The sequence below is a fragment of the Evansella tamaricis genome (assembly GCF_019042215.1).
Taxonomy (GTDB): Bacteria; Bacillota; Bacilli; order Bacillales; family Salisediminibacteriaceae; genus Evansella; species Evansella tamaricis.
In genome coordinates, this window is the sequence record NZ_JAHQCS010000100.1 from 17,307 (window position 1) to 38,709 (window position 21,403).

Sequence of the window (21,403 nt, forward strand, 5' to 3'; positions counted from 1 at the left end):
TAATAAAATTCGGGTTGTTATACGTTTACTGTTTATTTTCGCTGCTACTAAATAGCACTATTAACATAGCTTTTTATTAAATTCAACCGTAGTAAGAAAGGAGTTCCTACAATGTTGGAACAAGGTTTACTGTTTACATTATTACTGTCATTTTTAATATGTGTTTTATTATCTCCCATTTTTATTCCTTTTTTAAGACGGTTAAAATTCGGGCAAAGTATTCGTGAGGAAGGTCCTCAATCCCACCAAAAGAAAAGTGGAACACCAACAATGGGTGGCCTGATGATTTTACTCGCCATTATCATGTCTACTTTTATTATGAGCTATCAGTTTCAATCCGTAGATGTGGAAATATGGCTCCTGATTTTTGTTTCATTAGGGTTTGGTTTACTGGGATTCCTTGATGATTTTATAAAAGTAGTAAAAAAGAGGAATTTAGGTTTAACATCAAAACAGAAATTTTTAGGGCAGGTTGCCATATCTGTGATAGTTTTTTTTGTGTTACTTCAAGGAGATCTTTCAACGGCGATTACACTTCCTGGAACGTCATTATCCCTCGATATTGGATGGTTCTACCTCCCCTTAATAGTATTTATGCTAGTAGGGACTTCCAATGCGGTTAACTTAACAGATGGATTAGATGGTCTTGTTGCAGGATCTTCCGCCCTGGCTTTTGGTGCTTTTGCGATTATTGCGTTTGATCAATCCATGTTTACGGTATCCCTATTTTCAGTTGCTGTAGTTGGAGCAGTGCTGGGTTTTCTTGTTTTCAATTCTCACCCTGCAAAAGTATTCATGGGAGATACAGGTTCCTTAGCATTAGGAGGGGCACTTGCCATGATCGCCATTTTAACTAAAATGGAGATTGTACTTATTATCATCGGTGGGGTTTTTGTTATTGAAACTTTATCCGTAATTATACAGGTTATATCTTTTAAATCCACAGGAAAACGTGTATTTAAAATGAGTCCACTTCATCATCATTATGAACTTTCAGGATGGAGTGAGTGGCGGGTAGTTGTAACGTTTTGGATGGTAGGTTTATTACTTGCCGTTACAGGAGTATATTTAGAGGTGTGGATGTAAATGAAGAAGATTAGTCAGTTTAAAGACAAGCAGGTTTTAGTACTGGGGCTCGCAAAAAGTGGGACTGCCGCGGCAGAACTATTATTGAAACTTGGAGCGAACGTTACAGTTAATGACAGAAATCCCCTTAAAGAGAATCCAGATGCTCAACGACTGCAAGAGTTAGGAGCAGAGGTAATTTGCGGTTCTCATCCCATCGAGTTGATTCATGCTCAGTTAGATTATGTTGTAAAAAATCCAGGCATACGTTATGACAATTCCTTAGTTGAGAAGGCAATATCGTTGGAGATTCCGGTTATCACCGAAGTGGAGCTGGCTTTTTTAATTAGTGAGGCAGATATCATTGGTATAACAGGCTCTAATGGTAAAACCACTACCACTACTTATATTTATGAAATGATGAAAGGGAGTAAACGAGAACCTTTTATTGCTGGAAATATAGGCAAAGTGGCATGTGAAGTTGCTCAAAAAGTTACAGAAAAAAATGTAATGGTCACAGAATTGTCCAGTTTTCAATTAATGGGAATCGAAAAATTTGAACCCAAAATTGCCTTATTATTAAATATAGTTGAAGCACATATCGACTATCATGGTTCCCTGAACGAATATATGACGGCAAAAGCAAAAATCTTTAAAAACCAAACAGAAATGGATTATTTAATTTACAATGCTGACGATGTGGGTGTTTCTGAATTAGTAACATCGGGACAAGCTAAATCCAAACTGATTCCCTTTTCCACCACAAATCCAGTGAATTGGGGAGGTTGTGTAAAAGATGGATGGTTAGAAGTTTTTGGAGAATCATTGATTCCATTGGAGGACATGTCCCTCCCAGGAGAGCATAATGTGGCAAACGGTTTAGCTGCTGCTTGTGCGGCGATTCTTTCAGGGGCGAAAAAAGAACAGGTAATTGAGGTTTTAAAGAGTTTCCGTGGGGTTGAACACCGGCTACAATTTGTTGCATCACATGAGGGACGGAAATTTTATAATAACTCAAAAGCAACAAATGTTCCTGCCACAATAACGGCATTGAAAGCGTTTGAGCAACCCGTTATTCTACTGGCGGGGGGATTGGATCGTGGTCTTTCTTTTGATGGGCTTCTTCCTTATTTAAAAGGGGTCAAATCTGTTATTACCTATGGAGAAACAGCTGAAAAAATTGCAGCAACTGCCAGGGAGGCTGGGATAGATAATATACATGTTAGACCATCCCTAGATTTGGCAGTTCCCACAGCATTTGAGCAATCGGAACAAGGTGATGTCATTCTCCTGTCACCAGCATGTGCGTCATGGGATCAATTTAAGACTTTTGAAGAGAGAGGTAACCATTTCGTCCAGGCAGTAAAAAAGATTGTCCAGTAGAAGTCATGTTTGTCCATATCAAACATAAATATAGGTAATAGAGAGATAATGCATATGAAATTGAGGTGTTCTCTATTGCCGAAAAAAATAAAAACAGCACCTGATATTTTGTTAATTACAGCAACGCTAAGCTTACTCGTAATTGGGTTAATAATGGTTTATAGCGCAAGTACTGTTTGGGCCCAATATAATTTTGGGGATTCTTTTTTCTTTTTAAAGCGACAGTTATTTTTTGCTATCTTAGGAATTATAGCCATGCTTTTTATGATGAACATTGATTACTGGACATGGCGCCGCTTTACAAAGTTTCTGATTTTAACTTGTTTTGCCCTTCTCATCATTGTGCTAATTCCTGGAGTAGGTCTTGTTCGTGGAGGAGCACAAAGTTGGCTAGGTGTAGGTGCCTTCTCCATTCAGCCATCAGAATTTATGAAAATGGCAATGATCTTTTTTTTAGCAAAATATTTATCCGAAAATCAAAAGTATATTACCACTGTGAAATACGGACTGTTTCCAACATTGGGTTTAGTTATGTTAGCTTTTGGCTTAATTATGCTTCAACCTGACTTAGGAACAGGAGCAGTCATGGTGTTAACGAGTGTTGTCATGATTTTTATTGCAGGAGCCAGGATAAAGCATTTTGTCATTTTGGGAGTAGTAGGGCTAGTTGGATTTGTTGGGTTAATTTTATCTGCACCATACCGGTTACAACGAATTGTCTCCTTTTTGGATCCTTGGCAAGATCCCCTTGGTGCAGGTTTTCAAATTATCCAATCACTCTATGCCATTGGGCCAGGTGGGTTTTTAGGATTAGGATTAGGCGCAAGCAGGCAAAAGTACTTTTATTTACCAGAACCTCAGACCGACTTTATCTTTGCGATTCTTTCTGAGGAATTAGGTTTTATTGGCGGAGCATTTGTTTTAAGTTGTTTTGCAGTCCTCCTTTGGCGCGGGTTACGGATTGCATTGTATGCACCAGACTTATATGGCAGCTTAATGGCAACTGGTATCATTGGAATGATAGCCATACAAGTGATGATTAATATTGGGGTGGTTATAGGCTTAATGCCTGTAACGGGTATTACGTTGCCATTGTTAAGTTACGGAGGATCTTCCCTTACCCTTATGTTAACTTCCATTGGTGTATTACTAAATATCAGTAGGCATATGCGTTAAGTTTTCAGCTAGATCTTATAAAATAACTCTGATTTATGTTATAATGACATTTGCTTCCATAAGCAAGTGTCTTTTTTATAAGGTAATAATTAATAAGTTTTGGCACCTTCGGGCAAGGTGTCTAGCTCCAGCTCCTACTCTCGATCGAAGTTAAATGATCTTCCAAAATAAATGCACTTGCTTGTCGTTCGTGTGCAACGGGCTTATGCTATTGTTATTAATGAAGGGAACAATCGGGAATAATTAGGAAGGTAAAACAATTTACTTCTGTAGATTTTTTGTTTATTCTAAGTCGAGCGGAATTCATTTTTTTAATAATCAAGACAGGTGGTTTTTAGGCTATAATATAGTAAGAAATTGACTCTGTCGATTGATAAAGGAACAGTTGAACAAGAAACAACGATGATGGAGGGTTATATGAATTCTTTAAAACAAATTCTTGATTCATTGAATGTGGGTAAGGTAACTTCTAATGAACCATTAAAAAACCATACAACGTGGAAGATCGGCGGCCCTGCAAAGTTATTCTTTGAACCTTCGTCTATTGAAGGTTTAAAACTTGCAATGGAAGAGATTAATAAGTCTGGGGAAACGTGGTTTATTATCGGAAAAGGATCAAACCTTCTAATTTCAGATGAAGGTATTGACGGTGTTGTTATAAAACTTGGTGAGAGCCTCACTGAAATAAAGGAGAACGGAGAAATCATTAAGGTTGGGGCAGGGTACTCATTGATTAAATTAGCCACAATCATGAGTAAAAAGGGATTGTCTGGACTTGAATTCGCCGGAGGTATTCCTGGTTCTGTCGGTGGTGCTGTATTTATGAATGCTGGCGCACATGGATCTGATATGTCAAAGATACTTGTTAGGGCGCATGTTCTACTTCCTGACGGAACATTTAAGTGGTATAGCAACGAGGAGATGGATTTTTCTTATCGTACCTCACGTCTTCAAAGGGATCATGGAATATGCATTGAAGCAGAGTTAAAGTTAGTATCGGGAGATAAAGAGGCAATAAAAAAAGAATTACAGGGAAATAAAGATTATAGACGGAAATCCCAGCCTTGGAATTATCCTTGTTGCGGAAGTGTCTTTCGAAATCCATTGCCCCATTATGCAGGTAAATTAATTGAGGAAGCAGGCTTAAAGGGATATTCTATAGGTGATGCACAAATTTCAGAGATGCATGCTAATTTTATTGTAAATAAAGGAAATGCCACGGCGAAAAACGTGATAGACTTAATTACACATATACAACAAACCATAAAAGAAGATTTTAATGTGAAATTAGAGACCGAGGTGGAGCAAATCGGGAAAGTCACATTACCTTAAACATTTGACGATAAGAGAGCAGATATAAAAAGGCAGGAGTACTTTCTGCCTTTTCCTGTTATAACTTAATAGCAAACTTTTGTTCCTTAGGATTCTCACATACTTTTAATTGTTTTTGTCTAATTAATGTAGTATAAGGTATATTTGACTAGTATAATAGAAGGATAAACGGGCATTTTGTCTCTTTTTGACGGAATTTGATAAATTGCAGTTTTCTCACCTATTCCCTTGCTATACAATGGAGGAAAGACCGATGAGTAATAGAAAAGTTGTGGAAATAGATGAACGTATTCCAACACTAAAAGAACGGAGACGTCAAAGGACAAACCGTCGAGTAATTGTTTATGTTTCTTCCTTTTTTATCTTAATGACAATAGTGATGTATTTTCAAACATCTTTCAGTCATGTGAAAAAGGTTGAAGTAACAGGTAATCAATATGTGGATACTGAATGGATTATCCAAAAGGCAGCGTTAATTCCAGATGTAAGTATGTGGAGGATACAAGAAGAAAAAATTAAGGAAAACATCTCAGAAAACCCAGAGATTTCATCGGTCAGCATTATGAGAAAATGGCCCAATACCGTTTTACTGGAAGTAGATGAGTATGAACGGGTGGCTTATATTTCTGAAAGCTCTTCCTTTTATCCTTTGCTGGAAACAGGAGTTGTTCTCACTAGTACAAACAAAGAAGTAAGTTCACCTTTTGATGCTCCTATCTTAAGTTCATTTTACGGTGAAGAAGAAAGGACACAATTAGCTAATGAATTAGCTATTGTTCCAGTTTCTTTAAGGCAACTCATATCAGAGATTCACCATTCACCTGTGGAAAGTGATCCGTTGAGAATCTTTCTTTATATGAATGACGGCTTTGTTGTAAGTTCTACGATTCGAAGGTTTTCAGAAAGAATTACACCGTATCCCTCCGTTGTGACACAATTAGATCCTGAAGTGGAGGGAATTGTTCATATGAGAATGAACCCCTATTTTGAACGTTTTGATATTGAGGAGGAAGAAGAAGGTGAGAGTGAAGGGTAGTCACGTTATTTTTTCCCTTGTCCTATTGATAACAGGCTTTATTCTAGCCTTAAGTTATCAATTTGCAAGTGAATCGAACTCTGCCCCTAATCAAATGTCCAATTCACAATGGCGTGAAGAGGATCAACTTCGAAATCAAGTGCTATTGGAGCAATCCATTAATCGGAGTTTGGCAGAGGAGTTACGTGATATACAAAATCAGATAAAAGATATTGAAGAGGAAGCTGCGAATCAGGAAAGGACATACTATAACTTGGTAGAAGATTTGGACCGGTTAAGGATGATAACTGGTTTTGTCGGTGTGACAGGAGAAGGGTTAAGTGTCACTTTGAGCGATGCAGATTACGTAGAAGGTGAAAATCCAAATAATTATATTGTCCATGAACAGCATCTCCAACTGTTAATTGATGAGTTACTTGTTACTGGTGCAGAAGCAATAGCAATTAACGGATATCGTCTAAATCACCAATCCTACATTCATTGTATCGGACCTGTGATAGAAATAGACGGAAATATATCATTTGCACCATTTGAAGTCACTGCAATTGGAGATAGTGATACATTAAACGAGGCGATTAACATGGTCGGTGGAGTAAAGGACCGGCTTTTAAGTGATAATATTGAAGTACGTGTTGAAAAAATGAATGCAATTATCCTCGATCCATACTTCTCGGAAAGAGGTGGTAATTAAAAATGAAAGATCGTATGATTATTTTCACCTGTGTTACGACAATAATTGGATTTATGATTGCTGTTCAATTTCAGACAACAAAAGAGCCTGAGATCCGCGATACAAGAAATCTACTGGAATTGCGCCAGGATTTAACTTCGGAAAAAGAGCGCCAGGCTGAACTCAACTTGGAAATTGAAAAACAAATGGAATTATTATTTCAGTTACAGCAAACCGAAGATGTGGAAGAGGTTATGACAAACGCAATTTCAGAGTTGAGGGAAAGGGCAGGACTAACGGAAGTTTCAGGACAAGGTATTGTCATTGAAGTTACTCCAATTTTTGATGAAAATTATTCCAGTGGTCCAATCCGTTCTGTTCCAGCTTACTTAGTGAGGATGCTGATTAATGAATTAAACATTAATGGAGCAAAGGAAATTGCAGTTGGAAATCAGAGAATAGTTTCCACTACACCAATCCGTGAAGCTAATGGCGTGACACTTATTAATAGCAGTCGAATGGCACAATTCCCATTGGAGATAAAAGTAATTAGTGATGATCCGGAAGGTTTGCATCACGCGATGATGTCGTCTCGCTCAAAGGAATTTTTTGCTTATGAAAATTTATCCTTAGAGTCAACACCAATTAATTATGTAAAACTTCCATCCTATGATAAAGCACTGCGTGTGAGATACATGGAAACTGTAAAGGAGGAGTCATAAAATGTGGCTACCATTTATTGGGCTATTAGTAGGTCTCCTTCTCGGATTGTTTACTGATTTTCGGGTACCTGACGAGTATTCCAGTTATCTATCTATCGCAGTTCTTGCTGCATTGGATACGTTGTTTGGTGGCATCCGTGCCCACTTAGAGAATAAGTTTGATGAGAAAGTGTTTTTAACTGGTTTTTTCACAAATATTCTCTTAGCAGCGGGTTTAGCTTTTCTAGGTGTCCATCTTGGTGTAGACTTATATTTAGCGGCAGTGTTTGCCTTTGGTGTTAGATTATTTCATAACATCGCATTAATCCGTCGAACATTACTGGACAAATGGTTTTCAAAAGAAAAACGTCCCGCAAAAACGAAAGAAGATAATTAAAATATTTTTTTCCTAGGAGTAATACAATAATTGGTTTATTTGATCCGGGGGATGAATTCCACTTTTTCTGACTTCCCAATTTTTATGGAGATTATAGGTTAGTTTCATTAAAAATCCTGTGAAAAAAAAGGGGAATGAAGAGTAAATGTTGAATATTCTTCATAACCCTTATTTTAGTAATATTCTCTTAAAATAATGAAGCGTTGTCTGGAAGCTAGGATAGGACAAATATGAGAAACTTAGAAATGTAAATGGAGCAGGATATGAAGGAGGTGCCAACCAATGAACAACCATGACATTTACGTCACACTAGATATCGGCACATCGTGCGTTCGCGTTGTTATTGGAGAAATGACGAACGGAACGCTGAATATCATTGGAGTTGGAGAAACGAAATCGGAGGGAATCAAAAAAGGTTCCATCGTCGATATAGATGAAACAGTTCACTCTATTCGAACTGCTGTAGAAAAGGCAGAAAGAATGATTGGACTCTCCATCGAAAATGTCATTGTAGGGGTGACAGGGAATCACATTCAATTACAGCCTTGTCATGGAGTTGTTGCAGTTTCTAGTGAGGACCGTGAAATTGGAGATGAGGATGTGACAAGGGTGTACGAGGCTGCCCAAGTCGTGTCTATTCCACCTGAACGGGAAATTATTGATGTTATTCCAAAACAATTTATTGTTGATGGATTAGATGAGATAAACGATCCCAGGGGAATGATAGGGGTACGTTTAGAGTTAGAAGGTACTATTATTACTGGGTCTAGAACAATGTTACATAATGTATTACGATGTGTAGGGAAAGCAGGTTTAAATATTGCCGATATCGCCTTGCAGCCACTGGCTGCAGGTACCATCGCCCTGTCAAAGGATGAGAAAAGTCTAGGCGTCGTACTAATTGATATGGGTGGAGGCTCCACAACTGTTTCCGTTTTTGAAAATGGTACACTTCAAGGTACGAAGCAAATACCTATTGGTGGAGATCATATAACCAATGATATTTCCGTCGGTTTCCGAACTTCTACGGAAGAAGCGGAAAAAGTAAAAACCGAAAATGGCCATGCTTATATTGATTACGCCTCCGATGATGAAACTTTCGAAGTTTCGGAGATTGGTAGTGATCAAAAACAAGAATTTTCTCAATGGCAATTAGCAAATATTATAGAACCTCGTATTGAGGAAATGTTGTTGCTTTCATTAAAGGAGATTCAGCGTTTTGGTTATAATGATCTGCCTGGAGGATTTGTCTTAACAGGTGGAACAGTCAAAATGCCAGGTGTCTTAGAATTGGCGAGGGAAGTCCTTCAAAAAAATGTCCGCATCGCAATACCGGATTATATTGGGGTTCGTGAACCGCAATATACAAATGGTGTCGGTTTAATCACTTTTGCCCATCGTAATTTTAGAATTCAAGGCAAAGAGGTAGCCGCTGGTGTGGCGCCCCTATCTGAAGGACCCCATGAACGTAAAGAGAAGAAGGAAAGACCTTCTAAAGTAAAACAACATAAAGATGGACAAGACGTTAAAAAGAAGGTAAAAAGTTTGTTTAAAGTATTTTTTGAATAAGGATGATGATGGAACCAAGGAAGGATTGGGGGATCTGAAATGTTGGAATTTGAAATGGATATGGATCAGTTAGCGACAATAAAAGTAATCGGTGTAGGCGGCGGAGGTAGTAACGCTGTTAACCGAATGATTGAAAATGGATTACAAGGTGTAGACTTTATTGCTGTAAATACGGATGCGCAAGCCCTTCATTTATCAAAAGCAGAAACCAAACTGCAACTGGGAGGGAAGCTTACCCGTGGATTGGGTGCAGGTGCAAATCCAGAGGTTGGAAAAAAAGCTGCTGAGGAAAGCCGAGAGCACTTAGAGGAAATCCTTCATGGAGCAGATATGGTATTTATTACAGCAGGTATGGGTGGAGGAACAGGAACAGGTGCTGCTCCTGTTATTGCAGAAATCGCTAGGGAAGCAGGAGCCTTGACTGTCGGTGTTGTAACACGCCCATTTACCTTTGAAGGCCGAAAGCGAATGATGCAGGCAGGGGGAGGGATTTCCCTGTTAAAAGAAAAAGTAGATACTCTTATTGTGATTCCGAACGACCGCTTGCTTGAAATTGTGGATAAAAATACACCTATGCTTGAGGCATTTAGAGAAGCTGATAATGTGTTGCGTCAAGGTGTGCAAGGTATCTCCGATTTAATTGCAGTACCTGGGCTCATTAATTTGGATTTTGCCGATGTGAAAACTATTATGAGTGAAAAAGGTTCTGCCTTAATGGGTATTGGTGTAGCAACCGGAGAAAATCGTGCGGCAGAAGCTGCAAAAAAAGCGATTTCCTCACCGTTACTTGAGACTTCTATTGAAGGTGCCCAAGGGGTATTAATGAATATTACCGGTGGTGCTAATTTAAGTTTATTTGAAGTCCATGAGGCAGCAGAAATTGTATCCTCTGCTTCTGATAGTGAAGTAAACATGATATTCGGTTCTGTAATTAATGAAGAACTGAAAGACGAGATTGTTGTAACCGTTATAGCAACAGGCTTTGATGAGCATCAAAATGCCGAAAAGCCTACTGTGAATCGCCCGACGGCAATTAACAGATCAAAACCTTCTTCTGCAAGGGGAGACAATGTCAAGCAGGATATAAGTGGTACTCAAGGAACAAAGAAACCATCATCTGATGATGAACTGGATACTTTGGATATTCCGACATTTTTACGTAATCGCCGCAAACGGACATAATACAAAAAACAACCTTTAAGCAAATTTTTTGCCAAAGGTTGTTTTTTTGCTTCTAAAAGAAAGCAAAAGTTTTCAAAATAATGTCTATAGTTTCAGCGACGAGTGTTTACTGCGGAAGTATCTTCCAATTGTCTCGACGGACAGGACGTCCTAATATCGGGCATGCCACAGGACGTGGCGCTTTGCCCGATGAACGGACAGGACGTCCTAATATCGGGCATGCCACAGGACGTGGCGCCTTGCCCGATGAACGGACACTCTTCTATGTAATACTCGTAGAAGAATACACATCGGCGCTAGCACTTTTCATAGAAGGCAATGGTGTCATAATTTCTCACAATATAAATAGAATTACAACATGTTCGAAATTACCCACTGACATAAACCTTGAAAAACTGTCAAAATAAGTTGCTTTTACATGGCAAATAGTGACAGACTTAAAAATTATCTTGAGATATACTAGGTTCAAATTCCATTCGGACGGTGGATACTCTTGCAAATCTATTTAGATATTATATGGCTCTTAAATTTTTTAATTGATATGATGCTCCTTTCATTAACGGCAATCGTTTTAAAAAGGAAAATCAAAAAATACAGGGTTGTAATCGGTGGTTTCATTGCCTCCCTTTACGTATTATTTTTGTTTACTCCCTTAGAAGCCATAGCACTGAACCCATTTGTCAAAGGAATTTACTCTATTTTAATCATCCTTGCTAGTTTTGGATTCCTGCGATTTCGACTTTTCATCCAAGCCTGGTTAACTTTTTATTTTGTGAATTTTGCAGTTGGAGGTGGATTGTTAGGACTACATTTTTTCCTTGAAACAGATACAAGCTTTATTAAAGGTACATTTGCTACTCAAACAAGTGGTTTTGGAAGTCCAATTAGTTGGGTTTTTGTTCTCATTGGTTTTCCGATAATGTATTACTATTCAAGAAATAGATTGGAAAATATGGAGACAGAAAAATTGCGTTATGACCAAATATATCCCGTTCGAGTGCAGGTAGCTGGATTGGAACTTGAATTAAAGGGTTTCTTAGATAGTGGGAATCGTTTGGAAGATCCTTTAACTAGGCGTTCCGTCATGATTATAGATATGACACAAGTGGGGAATCAATTCCCTGAATCAGTCGTAAATCTAACAAAAAGATCAATAGTGGCAGACGGACAACTCCCAAAACAATTTGAAGGGAAAATGACAATGGTGCCATTTCGGACGGTGGGAGATACACAGCGGTACTTATGGGCAATCAAACCAGACGAAGTGGTTGTTTATGAAAATGGTATACCACACCTTTGTCATCACGTATTATTGGGGATGAGTTATACAGCATTGTCTGATCGTAAGGACTATACCTGTTTATTGAACCCTAAAATGATGCAGCAGAAAAGGCAAACATCGTAAGTAACACATATTATAGAAGGGGGAAACAAAACATGAAAACTTTGAAATTGCGATTTAAACTCTGGTGGTATAAATTATTAGCAAAAATCGGAATAAAATCAGATGAAGTATATTACATAGGCGGAAGTGAGGCTCTTCCTCCACCACTTACGAAAGAAGAAGAAGCATATCTCCTGAAAAAGCTCCCCAACGGCGATGAATCTGTCAGATCCGTATTAATCGAAAGGAACCTTCGACTCGTTGTGTATATTGCCAGGAAGTTTGAAAATACAGGGATTAATATTGAAGATCTGATCAGTATTGGAACGATTGGTCTTATTAAAGCAGTAAACACATTTGATCCTGAGAAAAAAATTAAACTTGCCACTTATGCTTCTCGATGTATTGAAAATGAAATACTGATGTACTTAAGACGTAATAACAAAATTCGTTCAGAAGTTTCATTTGATGAACCACTTAATATTGATTGGGACGGGAATGAATTATTATTATCTGATGTCCTTGGGACAGAAGAAGATATCATCACAAAAGGTATTGAAGATAAGGTTGATAGAAAGCTACTCGTTAAATCATTAGAGACATTGAATGATCGGGAGAAGCAAATTATGGAGCTTCGTTTTGGCCTTGCTGGAGACGAAGAAAAGACACAAAAAGATGTGGCAGATATGCTTGGAATTTCCCAATCCTATATTTCCAGATTGGAAAAACGGATAATCAAACGGCTCAGAAAAGAATTTAATAAAATGTTATAGTGATTTTTGATAGATATGACAAGGCTTGAAGGAATTTCAAGCCTTTTTGTGATTAGGAAGCTCTGCATAAATTTCCCTTTCAAGGAGATACTGATTCTTGTACATCAGCTCCTGTTGGGAGGGAAGACATTGACTCGCAATAAAGTAGAAATTTGTGGAGTGGACACATCAAAACTACCAGTGCTGAAGAACAAGGAAATGAGAATCCTCTTTGAGCAAATGCAAAATGGGGATGAAACAGCAAGGGAAAAGCTCGTTAATGGTAACTTAAGACTTGTTTTAAGTGTCATTCAGCGGTTTAACAACCGTGGTGAATATGTGGATGACTTGTTTCAAGTAGGCTGTATCGGATTAATGAAATCCATTGATAATTTTGATTTAGGCCAAAATGTAAAGTTTTCCACTTATGCTGTTCCCATGATCATTGGAGAAATCAGAAGATACCTGCGGGATAACAATCCAATTCGTGTCTCTAGATCGTTAAGGGACATTGCTTACAAAGCTCTTCAGGTAAGGGACAACTTAATGAGTGAAAAGACAAGGGAACGTGAACCAACAGTACAGGAAATTGCCAAGGTACTGGATGTACCAAAGGAAGATATCGTATTTGCCCTCGATGCTATTCAGGATCCTGTATCACTATTTGAACCAATATATAACGATGGGGGAGACCCTATTTATGTAATGGATCAAATTAGTGATGACAAACAAAAGGATATTCAATGGATTGAGGAAATTGCCCTTAAAGAGGCCATGGTTCGCTTAAATGACCGGGAGAAGATGATTCTTGATATGCGATTTTTTCAAGGAAAAACTCAGATGGAAGTTGCAGATGAGATTGGAATTTCCCAGGCTCAGGTATCACGGCTAGAAAAAGCGGCAATTCAACAAATGAATAAACACGCAAAGGAATGAGTTCCTTTACATAGACTGTCTTTAAAGGTCTTTAACAAAAAGATCATTTTTAAGGCAGTCTTTTCTTTTACATTTTTGAAATCACTTTTCTCTTTTTTTCAAAACAGAATTGATATAACATGACCAAGTTGTGCATAGACTGTATTGAACGGGAAAGGGGAGGACGAGGATGCTTAAAATATCCGATATTCAATCAAAGGATATCGTTAATTTATCAGATGGAAGATTACTGGGTCATATTTCTGATTTAGATATTAATTTGAATACTGGAAGAGTGGAAGCAATCATTTTAGGTGGGGGAAGAATGATGAATTTATTTAATAGGGAAGAAGAAGTCATCATTCCTTGGAAGAACATCGTTAAAATCGGATCAGACGTCGTTCTTGTACGCTATAAAGGACATGGTCAAGAAGTAGATGATGATGATAATGACTAACGAAACCTCACTTATGTTGAGGTTTGTTTTTTTATAAAAAATAATGGTTATGTTTTGGCACTTTCGGGTAAATTGTCTAGCTCCAGCGCCTACTCGCAAGGGACTGCAAAAGTGGTGCTTTTCCACTTTTGCAGTCCCACTAAGCCACTTCGGAAGTGACAACAGAAGTCAAAGAGCGGACTTCAGGTTGTCATTCCTCCACTGCCCTACGCTCGTGTTCATAGGCGCTTACGCTTTTCTTTGTCTAGCTCCAGTGCCTACTCGCTGCGGGGCACTTCGGAAGTGACAACAGAAGTCAAAGAGCGGACTTCAGGTTGTCATTCCTCCACTGCCCTACGCTCGTGTTCATAGGCGCTTACGCTTTTCTTATTTTCATTTTTTTGACAAAATAGCCTATTTTACAGCAGTTTTTTAAGAAAAGTTGAATGGACCTATAGGATAATCATTGATTGATAAGCCAAGATTCATTATGATAATGATATATGATTGTTGAAAATTGGAAGGAGATCGTACAGTGTCAATTTTGAATCGATTAAATGAAATAAGAGCAACCATTGATGCTGCTTGTGAACGATCAGAATCAGGGGCAAAAAATGTAAACATCATTGCGGTAACTAAGTATGTTTCTGTAGAAAAAACAAAAGAAGTATTGGATGCTGGCGTTCTACATATTGGAGAAAATAGAGTGGAAGACAGTATGGAAAAAGTTCACACTCTCGGAGAACGGGGAATATGGCACTTTATTGGAAATTTACAATCTAAAAAAGTGAAACAGATGATTGATAAGTTTGAATTCATCCATTCATTGGATCGTTTATCTTTAGCAAAAGAAATCAATAAGCGTGTTGCTCAAGGGGCAAAAGTAAAATGTTTTGTCCAAGTCAATGTTTCTGGAGAGGAAAGTAAGTCGGGTCTGAATCCAGAAGAAACATTCTCCTTTATACAAAAACTTGCTGCATTTCCTGCTATTGAAGTGATTGGATTAATGACAATGGCACCTTTTGTGGACGATGTGGAAACGGTTCGACCGTATTTCCGAAAATTACGGGAGTTAAGAGATGAGATTGCAGAAAAGGACTTAGAACACGCTCCCTGCAGAGAATTATCTATGGGAATGTCGAATGATTATGTGGTTGCTGTGGAAGAAGGAGCAACATTTGTTCGAATTGGTTCTGCATTAGTAGGAAAAGAATAATGTATTCGAAGGAATTAACAATGTGAGGTGGGAAGGTATGGGACTTAAAGGGAAGTTTAAACGATTCTTTGAACTTGAAGATGAATATACTGAAGTGGATCTGGACGATAATGCAGTTAGAGACCAGTCCTTTGACACAAGAAGTGACCGGGATAAAAAAAATGTGGTCAGCCTTACGAGTATTCAAACCCAGGCTAAAGTAATGTTAATTGAACCCCATAGTTATGATGAAGTACAGGAAATAGCAGATCATTTAAAAAACCGAAAATCAGTTGTGATAAATTTGCAGCGTCTTCCTCACGAACAGGCTAAAAGAATTGTTGATTTTATCAGTGGGACAGTGTACGCTGTCGGAGGTAATATACAAAAATTAGGTTCCAATATTTTTCTGTGTACCCCTGATAATGTGGATGTTTCAGGTTCTATTTCAGAGATGCTTCATGAGTAATTCATTAAATTATTGAAGAGGAGTTTTATAATGCTTGAAACACTAAGAATAGCAATAAATAACATTATTTTAATGTACTCTTTCCTTTGTATCATCTATATATTTATGTCCTGGTTTCCAAATGCAAGGGAATCTGGATTTGGACAGTTTGTGGCAAAGCTAGTAGAACCTTATCTAGCACCTTTCCGTCAGATTATACCACCTCTAGGAATGATTGATATTTCCCCTATTGTAGCTATTTTAGTTTTACGTTTTTCTACAAATGGGGTGAACTTCCTCTTTTCATTAATACAATAATTATTTAATTGAAATCGGAGTGGGATGTTATGAGTTTATATGTGCACTTTCGTAAGGAAGAGCACCCATTTGTGGATCAAGTACTGGAGTGGAAGGAGTTGGTTTTAGACCAATACCGTCCAAAGCTTACCGATTTCCTCGATCCGCGCCAACAGGAAATTGTACGTTCCCTTGTAGGTCACCAAGATGATTTACATGTCTCCTCCTGGGGAGGCCATAGTGATGCTGAAAGAAAACGAATATTACTGTATCCATCCTATTTCGAACCTGATATATCAGATTATGATATTGTGGTCTTTGAATTGGAGTATCCTAGCAAGTTTATAACGATAGAGCATCGCCAAATACTGGGTGCCTTAATGAATGTTGGACTAAAGCGTGAAAAATTTGGGGATATTTTAAATAATGACATCCGTTTTCAAGTAATACTTGCAAAAGAAGTGGCAGATTTTGTGAAATGGAATTTCACATCTGTGGGGAAATCAAAAATTTCCTTGCGGGAAATTCTAACTACTGATATTCTCTCGTTAAAGGAACAATACACACATTTGGAAGTAACTGTCTCCTCCCTTCGTTTGGACACAGTTATCGCTGAGGTGTACAAGCTTTCAAGATCAAAAGTAAAACCATTGATAGAATCGGGATTTGTTAAAGTAAATTGGAAAGTAATTGAGGATCCAAGCTTTTCTCTTCAAGTAAATGATGTTCTTTCGGTCCGTGGGAAGGGAAGATGTGAATTCGTTTCAAACAATGGAAAAACGAAAAAGGATAAATGGCGTATTAACGTACGTTTTCCAAAATAATTTGTCGTTTAAGAAGGGAATAACGACAGAGTTGTCGAAAAAGAATAGATAGGACTTGGAAAGATTTTAAAATTTGTTGGAGGTGGCTTTCTGATGCCGTTAACACCCTTAGATATCCATAATAAAGAATTTACTAGAGGGTTTCGTGGTTATGATGAGGATGAGGTAAATGAATTTTTAGATCAAGTAATAAAAGATTATGAAATGGTCATCCGCGAGAAGAAAGAATTATATGACCGTGTGAATGAATTAGAAGAGAAGTTAGGACACTTCTCGAATATTGAAACAACCTTGAATAAATCCATTTTAATCGCTCAGGAAACTGCGGAAGATGTGAAAAGAAATGCAGAGAAAGAAGCGAAGCTCATTATTAAAGAATCCGAGAAGAATGCGGATCGAATCATTAATGAAGCTTTGTCGAAGTCCAGGAAAGTTGCATTGGAAGTTGAAGAACTGAAGAAGCAGGCATCTGTGTATCGAACTCGTTTTAAAATGTTAATTGAAGCTCAACTAGAACTTTTAAGCACAGAGGATTGGGACGATTTAAGTAGTAAGGAAGAAAATTTAGATATTGATAACCATAGTCGTTATGAAAATGTATAAAGTAGCTTGACGCAAACTCAGGTATTATCATATACTTTAATAAGATTTTTGCATAAGTTTAATAGAAACAGGAAATGGTCTATTTTAAACTAAAAATGGTAATAATTCGTGATAAGGAATAAAAATGACGATGACAGGGAAATTACATTTGTTTTTCTAGCCCAAGCGAGTCGGGGATGGTGTGAGCCCGATGCTAAGAGCATTTGGAAAATCACCCTTGAGTTGCACACTGAACAATCTTTAGTAGGCTGTGCCGAGTAATTTCACGTTACGAAATTTTCGAGTGAACAAAAAGCTTTTTTGTTTATTAGGGTGGTACCGCGGGTTTTCCTTCTCGTCCCTTATGGATGAGAGGGTTTTTTTATTTCTATTTTTTAGCGCTGTTAATCGTCATAGGTACAATAGCAGAGCCTTATTTTTCAAAAATAAACTAAATAATTGAAGGAGGAGCGGTCTAATGGATTATAAAGACACGCTACTAATGCCAAAAACAGAGTTTCCAATGCGTGGGAACTTACCAAATCGGGAACCGAAAATGCAGGAAGATTGGAATCAAAAAGATATTTATAAGAAGGTACAGGAGAGAACATCAGGACGTCCCCTTTTTGTTCTTCATGATGGACCTCCCTATGCAAACGGAGATATTCATATGGGGCATGCCTTAAATAAAATTCTGAAAGATTTCATTGTACGCTATAAATCCATGTCAGGGTTTAATGCCCCTTATGTTCCAGGATGGGATACCCACGGTTTACCTATTGAAACTGCCCTTACTAAGAAAGGGAAAGTGGACCGAAAAAAATTGAGTGTAGCAGAATTCCGGAAAAAATGTGAAGAATATGCTCTAGAACAAATCGATAATCAACGGGAACAATTTAAACGTCTTGGTGTACGTGGAGATTGGGAAAATCCATACGTGACACTAACCCATGAATACGAGGCTCAGCAAATTAAAGTGTTTGGCGATATGGCTAAAAAAGGATATATCTATAAAGGGAAAAAGCCAGTTTATTGGTCTCCCTCATCAGAATCAGCCCTTGCAGAAGCAGAGATTGAATACCATGATAAGCGTTCTCCATCTATCTATGTTGCTTTCGATGTTAAGGATGGAAAAGAAGTATTGGATGGAGATGAAAAATTTGTTATCTGGACAACGACTCCATGGACTATTCCAGCGAACTTAGGGATCGCTCTACACCCTGAATTGGAATACGTGACTGTGAAAGTGAAGGAAGACAAATATATTGTTGCAAAAGGCTTGTTAGAGCAATTAGAAAAAGAACTGCAGTGGCCTGAATATGAGGTTTTAAAAACACTTAAAGGTGCTGCACTAGAATACACTGTAGCGAAACATCCACTATACGAAAGAGACTCTCTCGTTATGCTTGGGGATCATGTTACATTGGAAGCAGGTACGGGGTGTGTTCATACAGCACCTGGACACGGGGAAGATGACTATCTCATTGGTCAAAAATATGGTTTGGATATTTTAACTCCTGTTGATGACAAAGGGGTGATGACGAAGGAAGCCCCAATGTTTGAAGGGTTATTTTATGATGAGGCGAATAAACCGATTACTGAAAAACTGAAAGAAGCGGGGGCACTTCTTCACTTAACATTTATGACTCACTCCTATCCACATGACTGGAGAACAAAGAAACCGGTAATTTTCCGTGCTACTGCTCAATGGTTTGCATCCATTAAAGATTTTCGTGAAGATCTCCTTCGGGAAATTAACGAAGTGAAATGGGTTCCAAAGTGGGGAGAGACAAGATTATTTAATATGGTACGGGATCGTGGTGACTGGTGTATTTCCCGTCAACGTGCTTGGGGAGTGCCAATTCCGATTTTTTACGGCGAAGATGGGGAGCCAATCATCAGTGATGAGACAATCGACCATGTCTCAAGTCTATTCCGTAAGCACGGTTCAAATATCTGGTTTGAATGGGAAACAAAGGACCTTCTCCCTGATGGCTTTACTTCTGAACATAGCCCTAACGGAACATTTACGAAAGAGATGGATATTATGGATGTCTGGTTTGATTCCGGTTCGTCTCATCAGTCTGTATTAGAAGAACGGGATGATTTACAGCGTCCGGCTGATCTCTATCTGGAAGGTTCTGACCAATACCGCGGATGGTTTAACTCTTCCTTATCCACCGCAGTGGCGGTGACAGGAAAAGCACCTTATAAAGGTGTCTTAAGTCATGGATTCACGTTAGATGGAGAAGGCCGAAAAATGAGTAAGTCCATCGGTAATGTAGTTGTTCCAGATAAGGTAATGAAACAATTAGGGGCAGATATTCTTCGTCTATGGGTTGCTTCCGTCGATTATCAAGCCGATGTCCGTGTTTCAGATAACATCTTAAAACAAGTTGCGGAAGTATATCGTAAGATTCGTAACACATTCCGGTTCATGCTAGGGAATCTTCATGACTTTGATCCTAAAAAGGATGCAGTTCCATTCGAGCAACTTTCAGAACTGGATCAATACATGTTAGTCAAATTAAACAAACTTGTCGAAGAGGCAAAAAATGGATATGAGGAGTATCAATTTGCAACAGTATATAATAAAGTCCACAACTATTGTACGATTGAATTAAGCTCATTCTATATGGATATTGCAAAGGACACATTATATATCCAACATGCCGATCATCCTGATCGCAGAGGTATTCAAACAGTCATGTATGAAACGCTCATTGCATTAACAAAAGTGATGTCTCCAATTCTTTCACATACTGCAGACGAAGTTTGGGAGCACATTCCAGGTGTCGAAGTGGAAAGCGTGCAATTAACGGATATGCCAGAGGCGAAAGAATTTAATGAAACTGCTCAAGAGTTGTTAGTAAAATGGGATCGGTTTATGAAACTCCGTGATGATGTGTTAAAAGCGTTAGAAGAGGCTCGCCATGAAAAAGGTGTGAAAAAGAGCCTAGAGGCACAAGTAATTATCTATGCCGATGGAGAAGATAAAGCGTTATTAGAAGGAATTACCAATCTTAACAAATTATTCATTAGTTCGAAGGCTGTTGTATCAGGATCTAAAGGTGACGCTCCATCATCAGCTAAAGGATATGATTTCTTACATGTTGAGGTGGACTTCGCAGAAGGGGAAAAATGTGAACGTTGCTGGGTAGTATCCCCATCATTAGGAAAAAATGACGATCATCCGGGATTATGTGATAGTTGTACGGATGTTGTTGTAAATCATTATTCTTAAGTATTAATTGACTGGACTGGAACGTTAAAAAATAGTTGATAGTTGACAAGACCGTCTCCGGGAAGATCCCCTTTTTGCTGATCTTTGCGGAGGCGGTTTTTAAGTCTCAGTTTGATTGAAACTGCTGATTTTGGAAACAATACAATATAATAGATCTCAATCAAATCAGATCTGATTTCCAGCATAGGAACTGACCCTAAGTCAGAAAAAAATTGTTTGTCCTTCCTTGCTATGCTAAAATGCATAAAGGATAGATTTGCCTTAAAAAATTTAACAAAATGTTTTTTAGTGAATCGGGGCAACGACTTATTGTTACTTTAGAAACAGAATTGATTCTGATTGGGGGAAGCTTCGTGGTTTATTACGTCATTGCAATAGTAATTATTCTTATTGATCAATTTACAAAATGGCTAGTGGTACAGAATATGGAATTAAGGGAAAGTATTCCGTTAATTGAAGGTGTTATACATCTAACCTCCCATCGCAATGCTGGGGCGGCTTTTGGTATGTTACAAGGCCAGATGTGGTTATTTTATATAGCTACAGTAATTGTAACTGCAGTGGTAATATATTACATTCAAGTCCATGTGAAGGAAAGCAGATGGTTTGGAATCTCTTTAGGATTAGTCCTCGGTGGAGCAATCGGGAACTTTATCGACCGAGTGTTCCTTGGAGAAGTAGTTGATTTTATTGATGTATACATTTTTACATACAATTTTCCAATTTTTAATGTAGCGGACTCAGCCCTTGTCGTTGGGGTGTGTATGTTGATTATTCATGTAATTAAAGAAGAAAAAAAACAAGGGAAGTTATAA

23 protein-coding genes and 1 other annotated feature are annotated in these 21,403 nt (G+C 38.1%); of the genes, 22 read left to right on the forward strand and 1 reads right to left on the reverse strand.

Annotated elements, in window-relative coordinates; translation table 11 throughout:
* The first annotated feature begins 111 nt into the window (after positions 1–111).
* The 21 genes from mraY to ileS all read left to right on the forward strand — a co-directional run bounded on the left by mraY (position 112) and on the right by ileS (position 20,588).
* Positions 112–1,086 (forward strand): phospho-N-acetylmuramoyl-pentapeptide-transferase, encoded by a 975-nt coding sequence (gene mraY, locus KS419_RS11775; protein WP_217066601.1) that lies wholly within the window; start codon positions 112–114, stop codon positions 1,084–1,086.
* The gene (murD, locus tag KS419_RS11780) at positions 1,087–2,448 is read left to right on the forward strand and encodes a UDP-N-acetylmuramoyl-L-alanine--D-glutamate ligase (RefSeq protein ID WP_217066602.1); all 1,362 of its coding nucleotides are present in this window, start codon (positions 1,087–1,089) and stop codon (positions 2,446–2,448) included.
* Positions 2,449–2,523: 75 nt separating this feature from the next.
* Positions 2,524–3,624 carry a stage V sporulation protein E gene (gene spoVE / locus KS419_RS11785; RefSeq protein ID WP_217066603.1) on the forward strand — a complete coding sequence of 367 codons (1,101 nt, stop codon included), beginning with the start codon at positions 2,524–2,526 and terminating at the stop codon, positions 3,622–3,624.
* Between the two features lie 417 nt (positions 3,625–4,041).
* Positions 4,042–4,956, forward strand: coding sequence for a UDP-N-acetylmuramate dehydrogenase (gene murB, locus KS419_RS11790; protein ID WP_217066604.1), 915 nt, complete (start codon positions 4,042–4,044; stop codon positions 4,954–4,956).
* A gap of 253 nt (positions 4,957–5,209) precedes the next feature.
* Positions 5,210–5,992, forward strand: a complete 783-nt coding sequence (locus KS419_RS11795; RefSeq protein WP_217066605.1) for a cell division protein FtsQ/DivIB — start codon at positions 5,210–5,212, stop codon at positions 5,990–5,992.
* On the forward strand, positions 5,976–6,683 hold the full coding sequence (locus KS419_RS11800) for a DUF881 domain-containing protein (protein ID WP_217066606.1): 708 nt from the start codon (positions 5,976–5,978) through the stop codon (positions 6,681–6,683). The genes KS419_RS11795 and KS419_RS11800 overlap by 17 nt, the downstream gene beginning before the upstream one ends.
* 2 nt (positions 6,684–6,685) lie before the next feature.
* Complete coding sequence (locus KS419_RS11805; protein ID WP_217066607.1) at positions 6,686–7,384, forward strand: DUF881 domain-containing protein; 699 nt, start codon at positions 6,686–6,688, stop codon at positions 7,382–7,384.
* Position 7,385: 1 nt separating this feature from the next.
* Entirely contained in the window at positions 7,386–7,760 is a 375-nt protein-coding gene (locus tag KS419_RS11810; protein ID WP_217066608.1) for a small basic family protein, read from the forward strand.
* Positions 7,761–8,042: 282 nt separating this feature from the next.
* Positions 8,043–9,329: a cell division protein FtsA gene (gene ftsA, locus KS419_RS11815; RefSeq protein ID WP_217066609.1), complete on the forward strand. Its 1,287-nt coding sequence runs from the start codon at positions 8,043–8,045 to the stop codon at positions 9,327–9,329.
* A gap of 39 nt (positions 9,330–9,368) precedes the next feature.
* Positions 9,369–10,511, forward strand: coding sequence for a cell division protein FtsZ (ftsZ, locus tag KS419_RS11820; protein WP_217066610.1), 1,143 nt, complete (start codon positions 9,369–9,371; stop codon positions 10,509–10,511).
* Positions 10,512–10,639: 128 nt separating this feature from the next.
* Positions 10,640–10,918: a hypothetical protein gene (locus KS419_RS11825; RefSeq protein ID WP_217066611.1), complete on the forward strand. Its 279-nt coding sequence runs from the start codon at positions 10,640–10,642 to the stop codon at positions 10,916–10,918.
* An 86-nt stretch (positions 10,919–11,004) separates the two neighbouring features.
* Positions 11,005–11,916 (forward strand): sigma-E processing peptidase SpoIIGA, encoded by a 912-nt coding sequence (gene spoIIGA / locus KS419_RS11830; protein ID WP_217066612.1) that lies wholly within the window; start codon positions 11,005–11,007, stop codon positions 11,914–11,916.
* A gap of 32 nt (positions 11,917–11,948) precedes the next feature.
* Positions 11,949–12,668: an RNA polymerase sporulation sigma factor SigE gene (sigE, locus tag KS419_RS11835; RefSeq protein WP_217066613.1), complete on the forward strand. Its 720-nt coding sequence runs from the start codon at positions 11,949–11,951 to the stop codon at positions 12,666–12,668.
* A 15-nt stretch (positions 12,669–12,683) separates the two neighbouring features.
* Complete coding sequence (gene sigG, locus KS419_RS11840; RefSeq protein WP_281419798.1) at positions 12,684–13,583, forward strand: RNA polymerase sporulation sigma factor SigG; 900 nt, start codon at positions 12,684–12,686, stop codon at positions 13,581–13,583.
* A gap of 169 nt (positions 13,584–13,752) precedes the next feature.
* Entirely contained in the window at positions 13,753–14,019 is a 267-nt protein-coding gene (locus KS419_RS11845; protein ID WP_217066615.1) for a YlmC/YmxH family sporulation protein, read from the forward strand.
* A 514-nt stretch (positions 14,020–14,533) separates the two neighbouring features.
* Positions 14,534–15,214 (forward strand): YggS family pyridoxal phosphate-dependent enzyme, encoded by a 681-nt coding sequence (locus KS419_RS11850; protein WP_217066616.1) that lies wholly within the window; start codon positions 14,534–14,536, stop codon positions 15,212–15,214.
* 37 nt (positions 15,215–15,251) lie between these two features.
* Positions 15,252–15,662: a cell division protein SepF gene (locus KS419_RS11855; RefSeq protein WP_217066617.1), complete on the forward strand. Its 411-nt coding sequence runs from the start codon at positions 15,252–15,254 to the stop codon at positions 15,660–15,662.
* 30 nt (positions 15,663–15,692) lie between these two features.
* Positions 15,693–15,959 carry a YggT family protein gene (locus tag KS419_RS11860; protein WP_217066618.1) on the forward strand — a complete coding sequence of 89 codons (267 nt, stop codon included), beginning with the start codon at positions 15,693–15,695 and terminating at the stop codon, positions 15,957–15,959.
* A gap of 29 nt (positions 15,960–15,988) precedes the next feature.
* Complete coding sequence (locus KS419_RS11865; protein WP_217066619.1) at positions 15,989–16,762, forward strand: YlmH family RNA-binding protein; 774 nt, start codon at positions 15,989–15,991, stop codon at positions 16,760–16,762.
* Between the two features lie 93 nt (positions 16,763–16,855).
* On the forward strand, positions 16,856–17,365 hold the full coding sequence (locus KS419_RS11870) for a DivIVA domain-containing protein (RefSeq protein WP_217066620.1): 510 nt from the start codon (positions 16,856–16,858) through the stop codon (positions 17,363–17,365).
* Positions 17,366–17,486: 121 nt separating this feature from the next.
* Positions 17,487–17,710, forward strand: a binding site (T-box leader).
* 112 nt (positions 17,711–17,822) lie between these two features.
* Positions 17,823–20,588, forward strand: coding sequence for an isoleucine--tRNA ligase (gene ileS / locus KS419_RS11875; protein WP_217066621.1), 2,766 nt, complete (start codon positions 17,823–17,825; stop codon positions 20,586–20,588).
* On the opposite strand, the gene KS419_RS11880 is transcribed toward ileS, so the two are convergent.
* Positions 20,585–20,773: a hypothetical protein gene (locus KS419_RS11880; protein ID WP_217066622.1), complete on the reverse strand. Its 189-nt coding sequence runs from the start codon at positions 20,771–20,773 to the stop codon at positions 20,585–20,587. The two genes, ileS and KS419_RS11880, sit on opposite strands and share 4 nt — an antisense overlap.
* A 168-nt stretch (positions 20,774–20,941) precedes the next feature.
* Between KS419_RS11880 and lspA the strand changes: the two genes are divergently transcribed.
* Positions 20,942–21,403, forward strand: coding sequence for a signal peptidase II (lspA, locus tag KS419_RS11885; protein WP_217066623.1), 462 nt, complete (start codon positions 20,942–20,944; stop codon positions 21,401–21,403).

What these genes read in the sequence shown, in the direction of transcription:
- mraY (WP_217066601.1), top strand. Translation starts at nt 112, where the DNA reads ATGTTGGAACAAGGTTTACTGTTTACATTATTACTGTCATTTTTAATA.
- murD (WP_217066602.1), top strand. Translation starts at nt 1,087, where the DNA reads ATGAAGAAGATTAGTCAGTTTAAAGACAAGCAGGTTTTAGTACTGGGG.
- murB (WP_217066604.1), top strand. Translation starts at nt 4,042, where the DNA reads ATGAATTCTTTAAAACAAATTCTTGATTCATTGAATGTGGGTAAGGTA.
- KS419_RS11795 (WP_217066605.1), top strand. Translation starts at nt 5,210, where the DNA reads ATGAGTAATAGAAAAGTTGTGGAAATAGATGAACGTATTCCAACACTA.
- KS419_RS11805 (WP_217066607.1), top strand. Translation starts at nt 6,686, where the DNA reads ATGAAAGATCGTATGATTATTTTCACCTGTGTTACGACAATAATTGGA.
- KS419_RS11810 (WP_217066608.1), top strand. Translation starts at nt 7,386, where the DNA reads ATGTGGCTACCATTTATTGGGCTATTAGTAGGTCTCCTTCTCGGATTG.
- ftsA (WP_217066609.1), top strand. Translation starts at nt 8,043, where the DNA reads ATGAACAACCATGACATTTACGTCACACTAGATATCGGCACATCGTGC.
- ftsZ (WP_217066610.1), top strand. Translation starts at nt 9,369, where the DNA reads ATGTTGGAATTTGAAATGGATATGGATCAGTTAGCGACAATAAAAGTA.
- sigE (WP_217066613.1), top strand. Translation starts at nt 11,949, where the DNA reads ATGAAAACTTTGAAATTGCGATTTAAACTCTGGTGGTATAAATTATTA.
- sigG (WP_281419798.1), top strand. Translation starts at nt 12,684, where the DNA reads ATGACAAGGCTTGAAGGAATTTCAAGCCTTTTTGTGATTAGGAAGCTC.
- KS419_RS11845 (WP_217066615.1), top strand. Translation starts at nt 13,753, where the DNA reads ATGCTTAAAATATCCGATATTCAATCAAAGGATATCGTTAATTTATCA.
- KS419_RS11855 (WP_217066617.1), top strand. Translation starts at nt 15,252, where the DNA reads ATGGGACTTAAAGGGAAGTTTAAACGATTCTTTGAACTTGAAGATGAA.
- KS419_RS11860 (WP_217066618.1), top strand. Translation starts at nt 15,693, where the DNA reads ATGCTTGAAACACTAAGAATAGCAATAAATAACATTATTTTAATGTAC.
- KS419_RS11865 (WP_217066619.1), top strand. Translation starts at nt 15,989, where the DNA reads ATGAGTTTATATGTGCACTTTCGTAAGGAAGAGCACCCATTTGTGGAT.
- KS419_RS11870 (WP_217066620.1), top strand. Translation starts at nt 16,856, where the DNA reads ATGCCGTTAACACCCTTAGATATCCATAATAAAGAATTTACTAGAGGG.
- ileS (WP_217066621.1), top strand. Translation starts at nt 17,823, where the DNA reads ATGGATTATAAAGACACGCTACTAATGCCAAAAACAGAGTTTCCAATG.
- KS419_RS11880 (WP_217066622.1), bottom strand. Translation starts at nt 20,773, where the DNA reads ATGCTGGAAATCAGATCTGATTTGATTGAGATCTATTATATTGTATTG.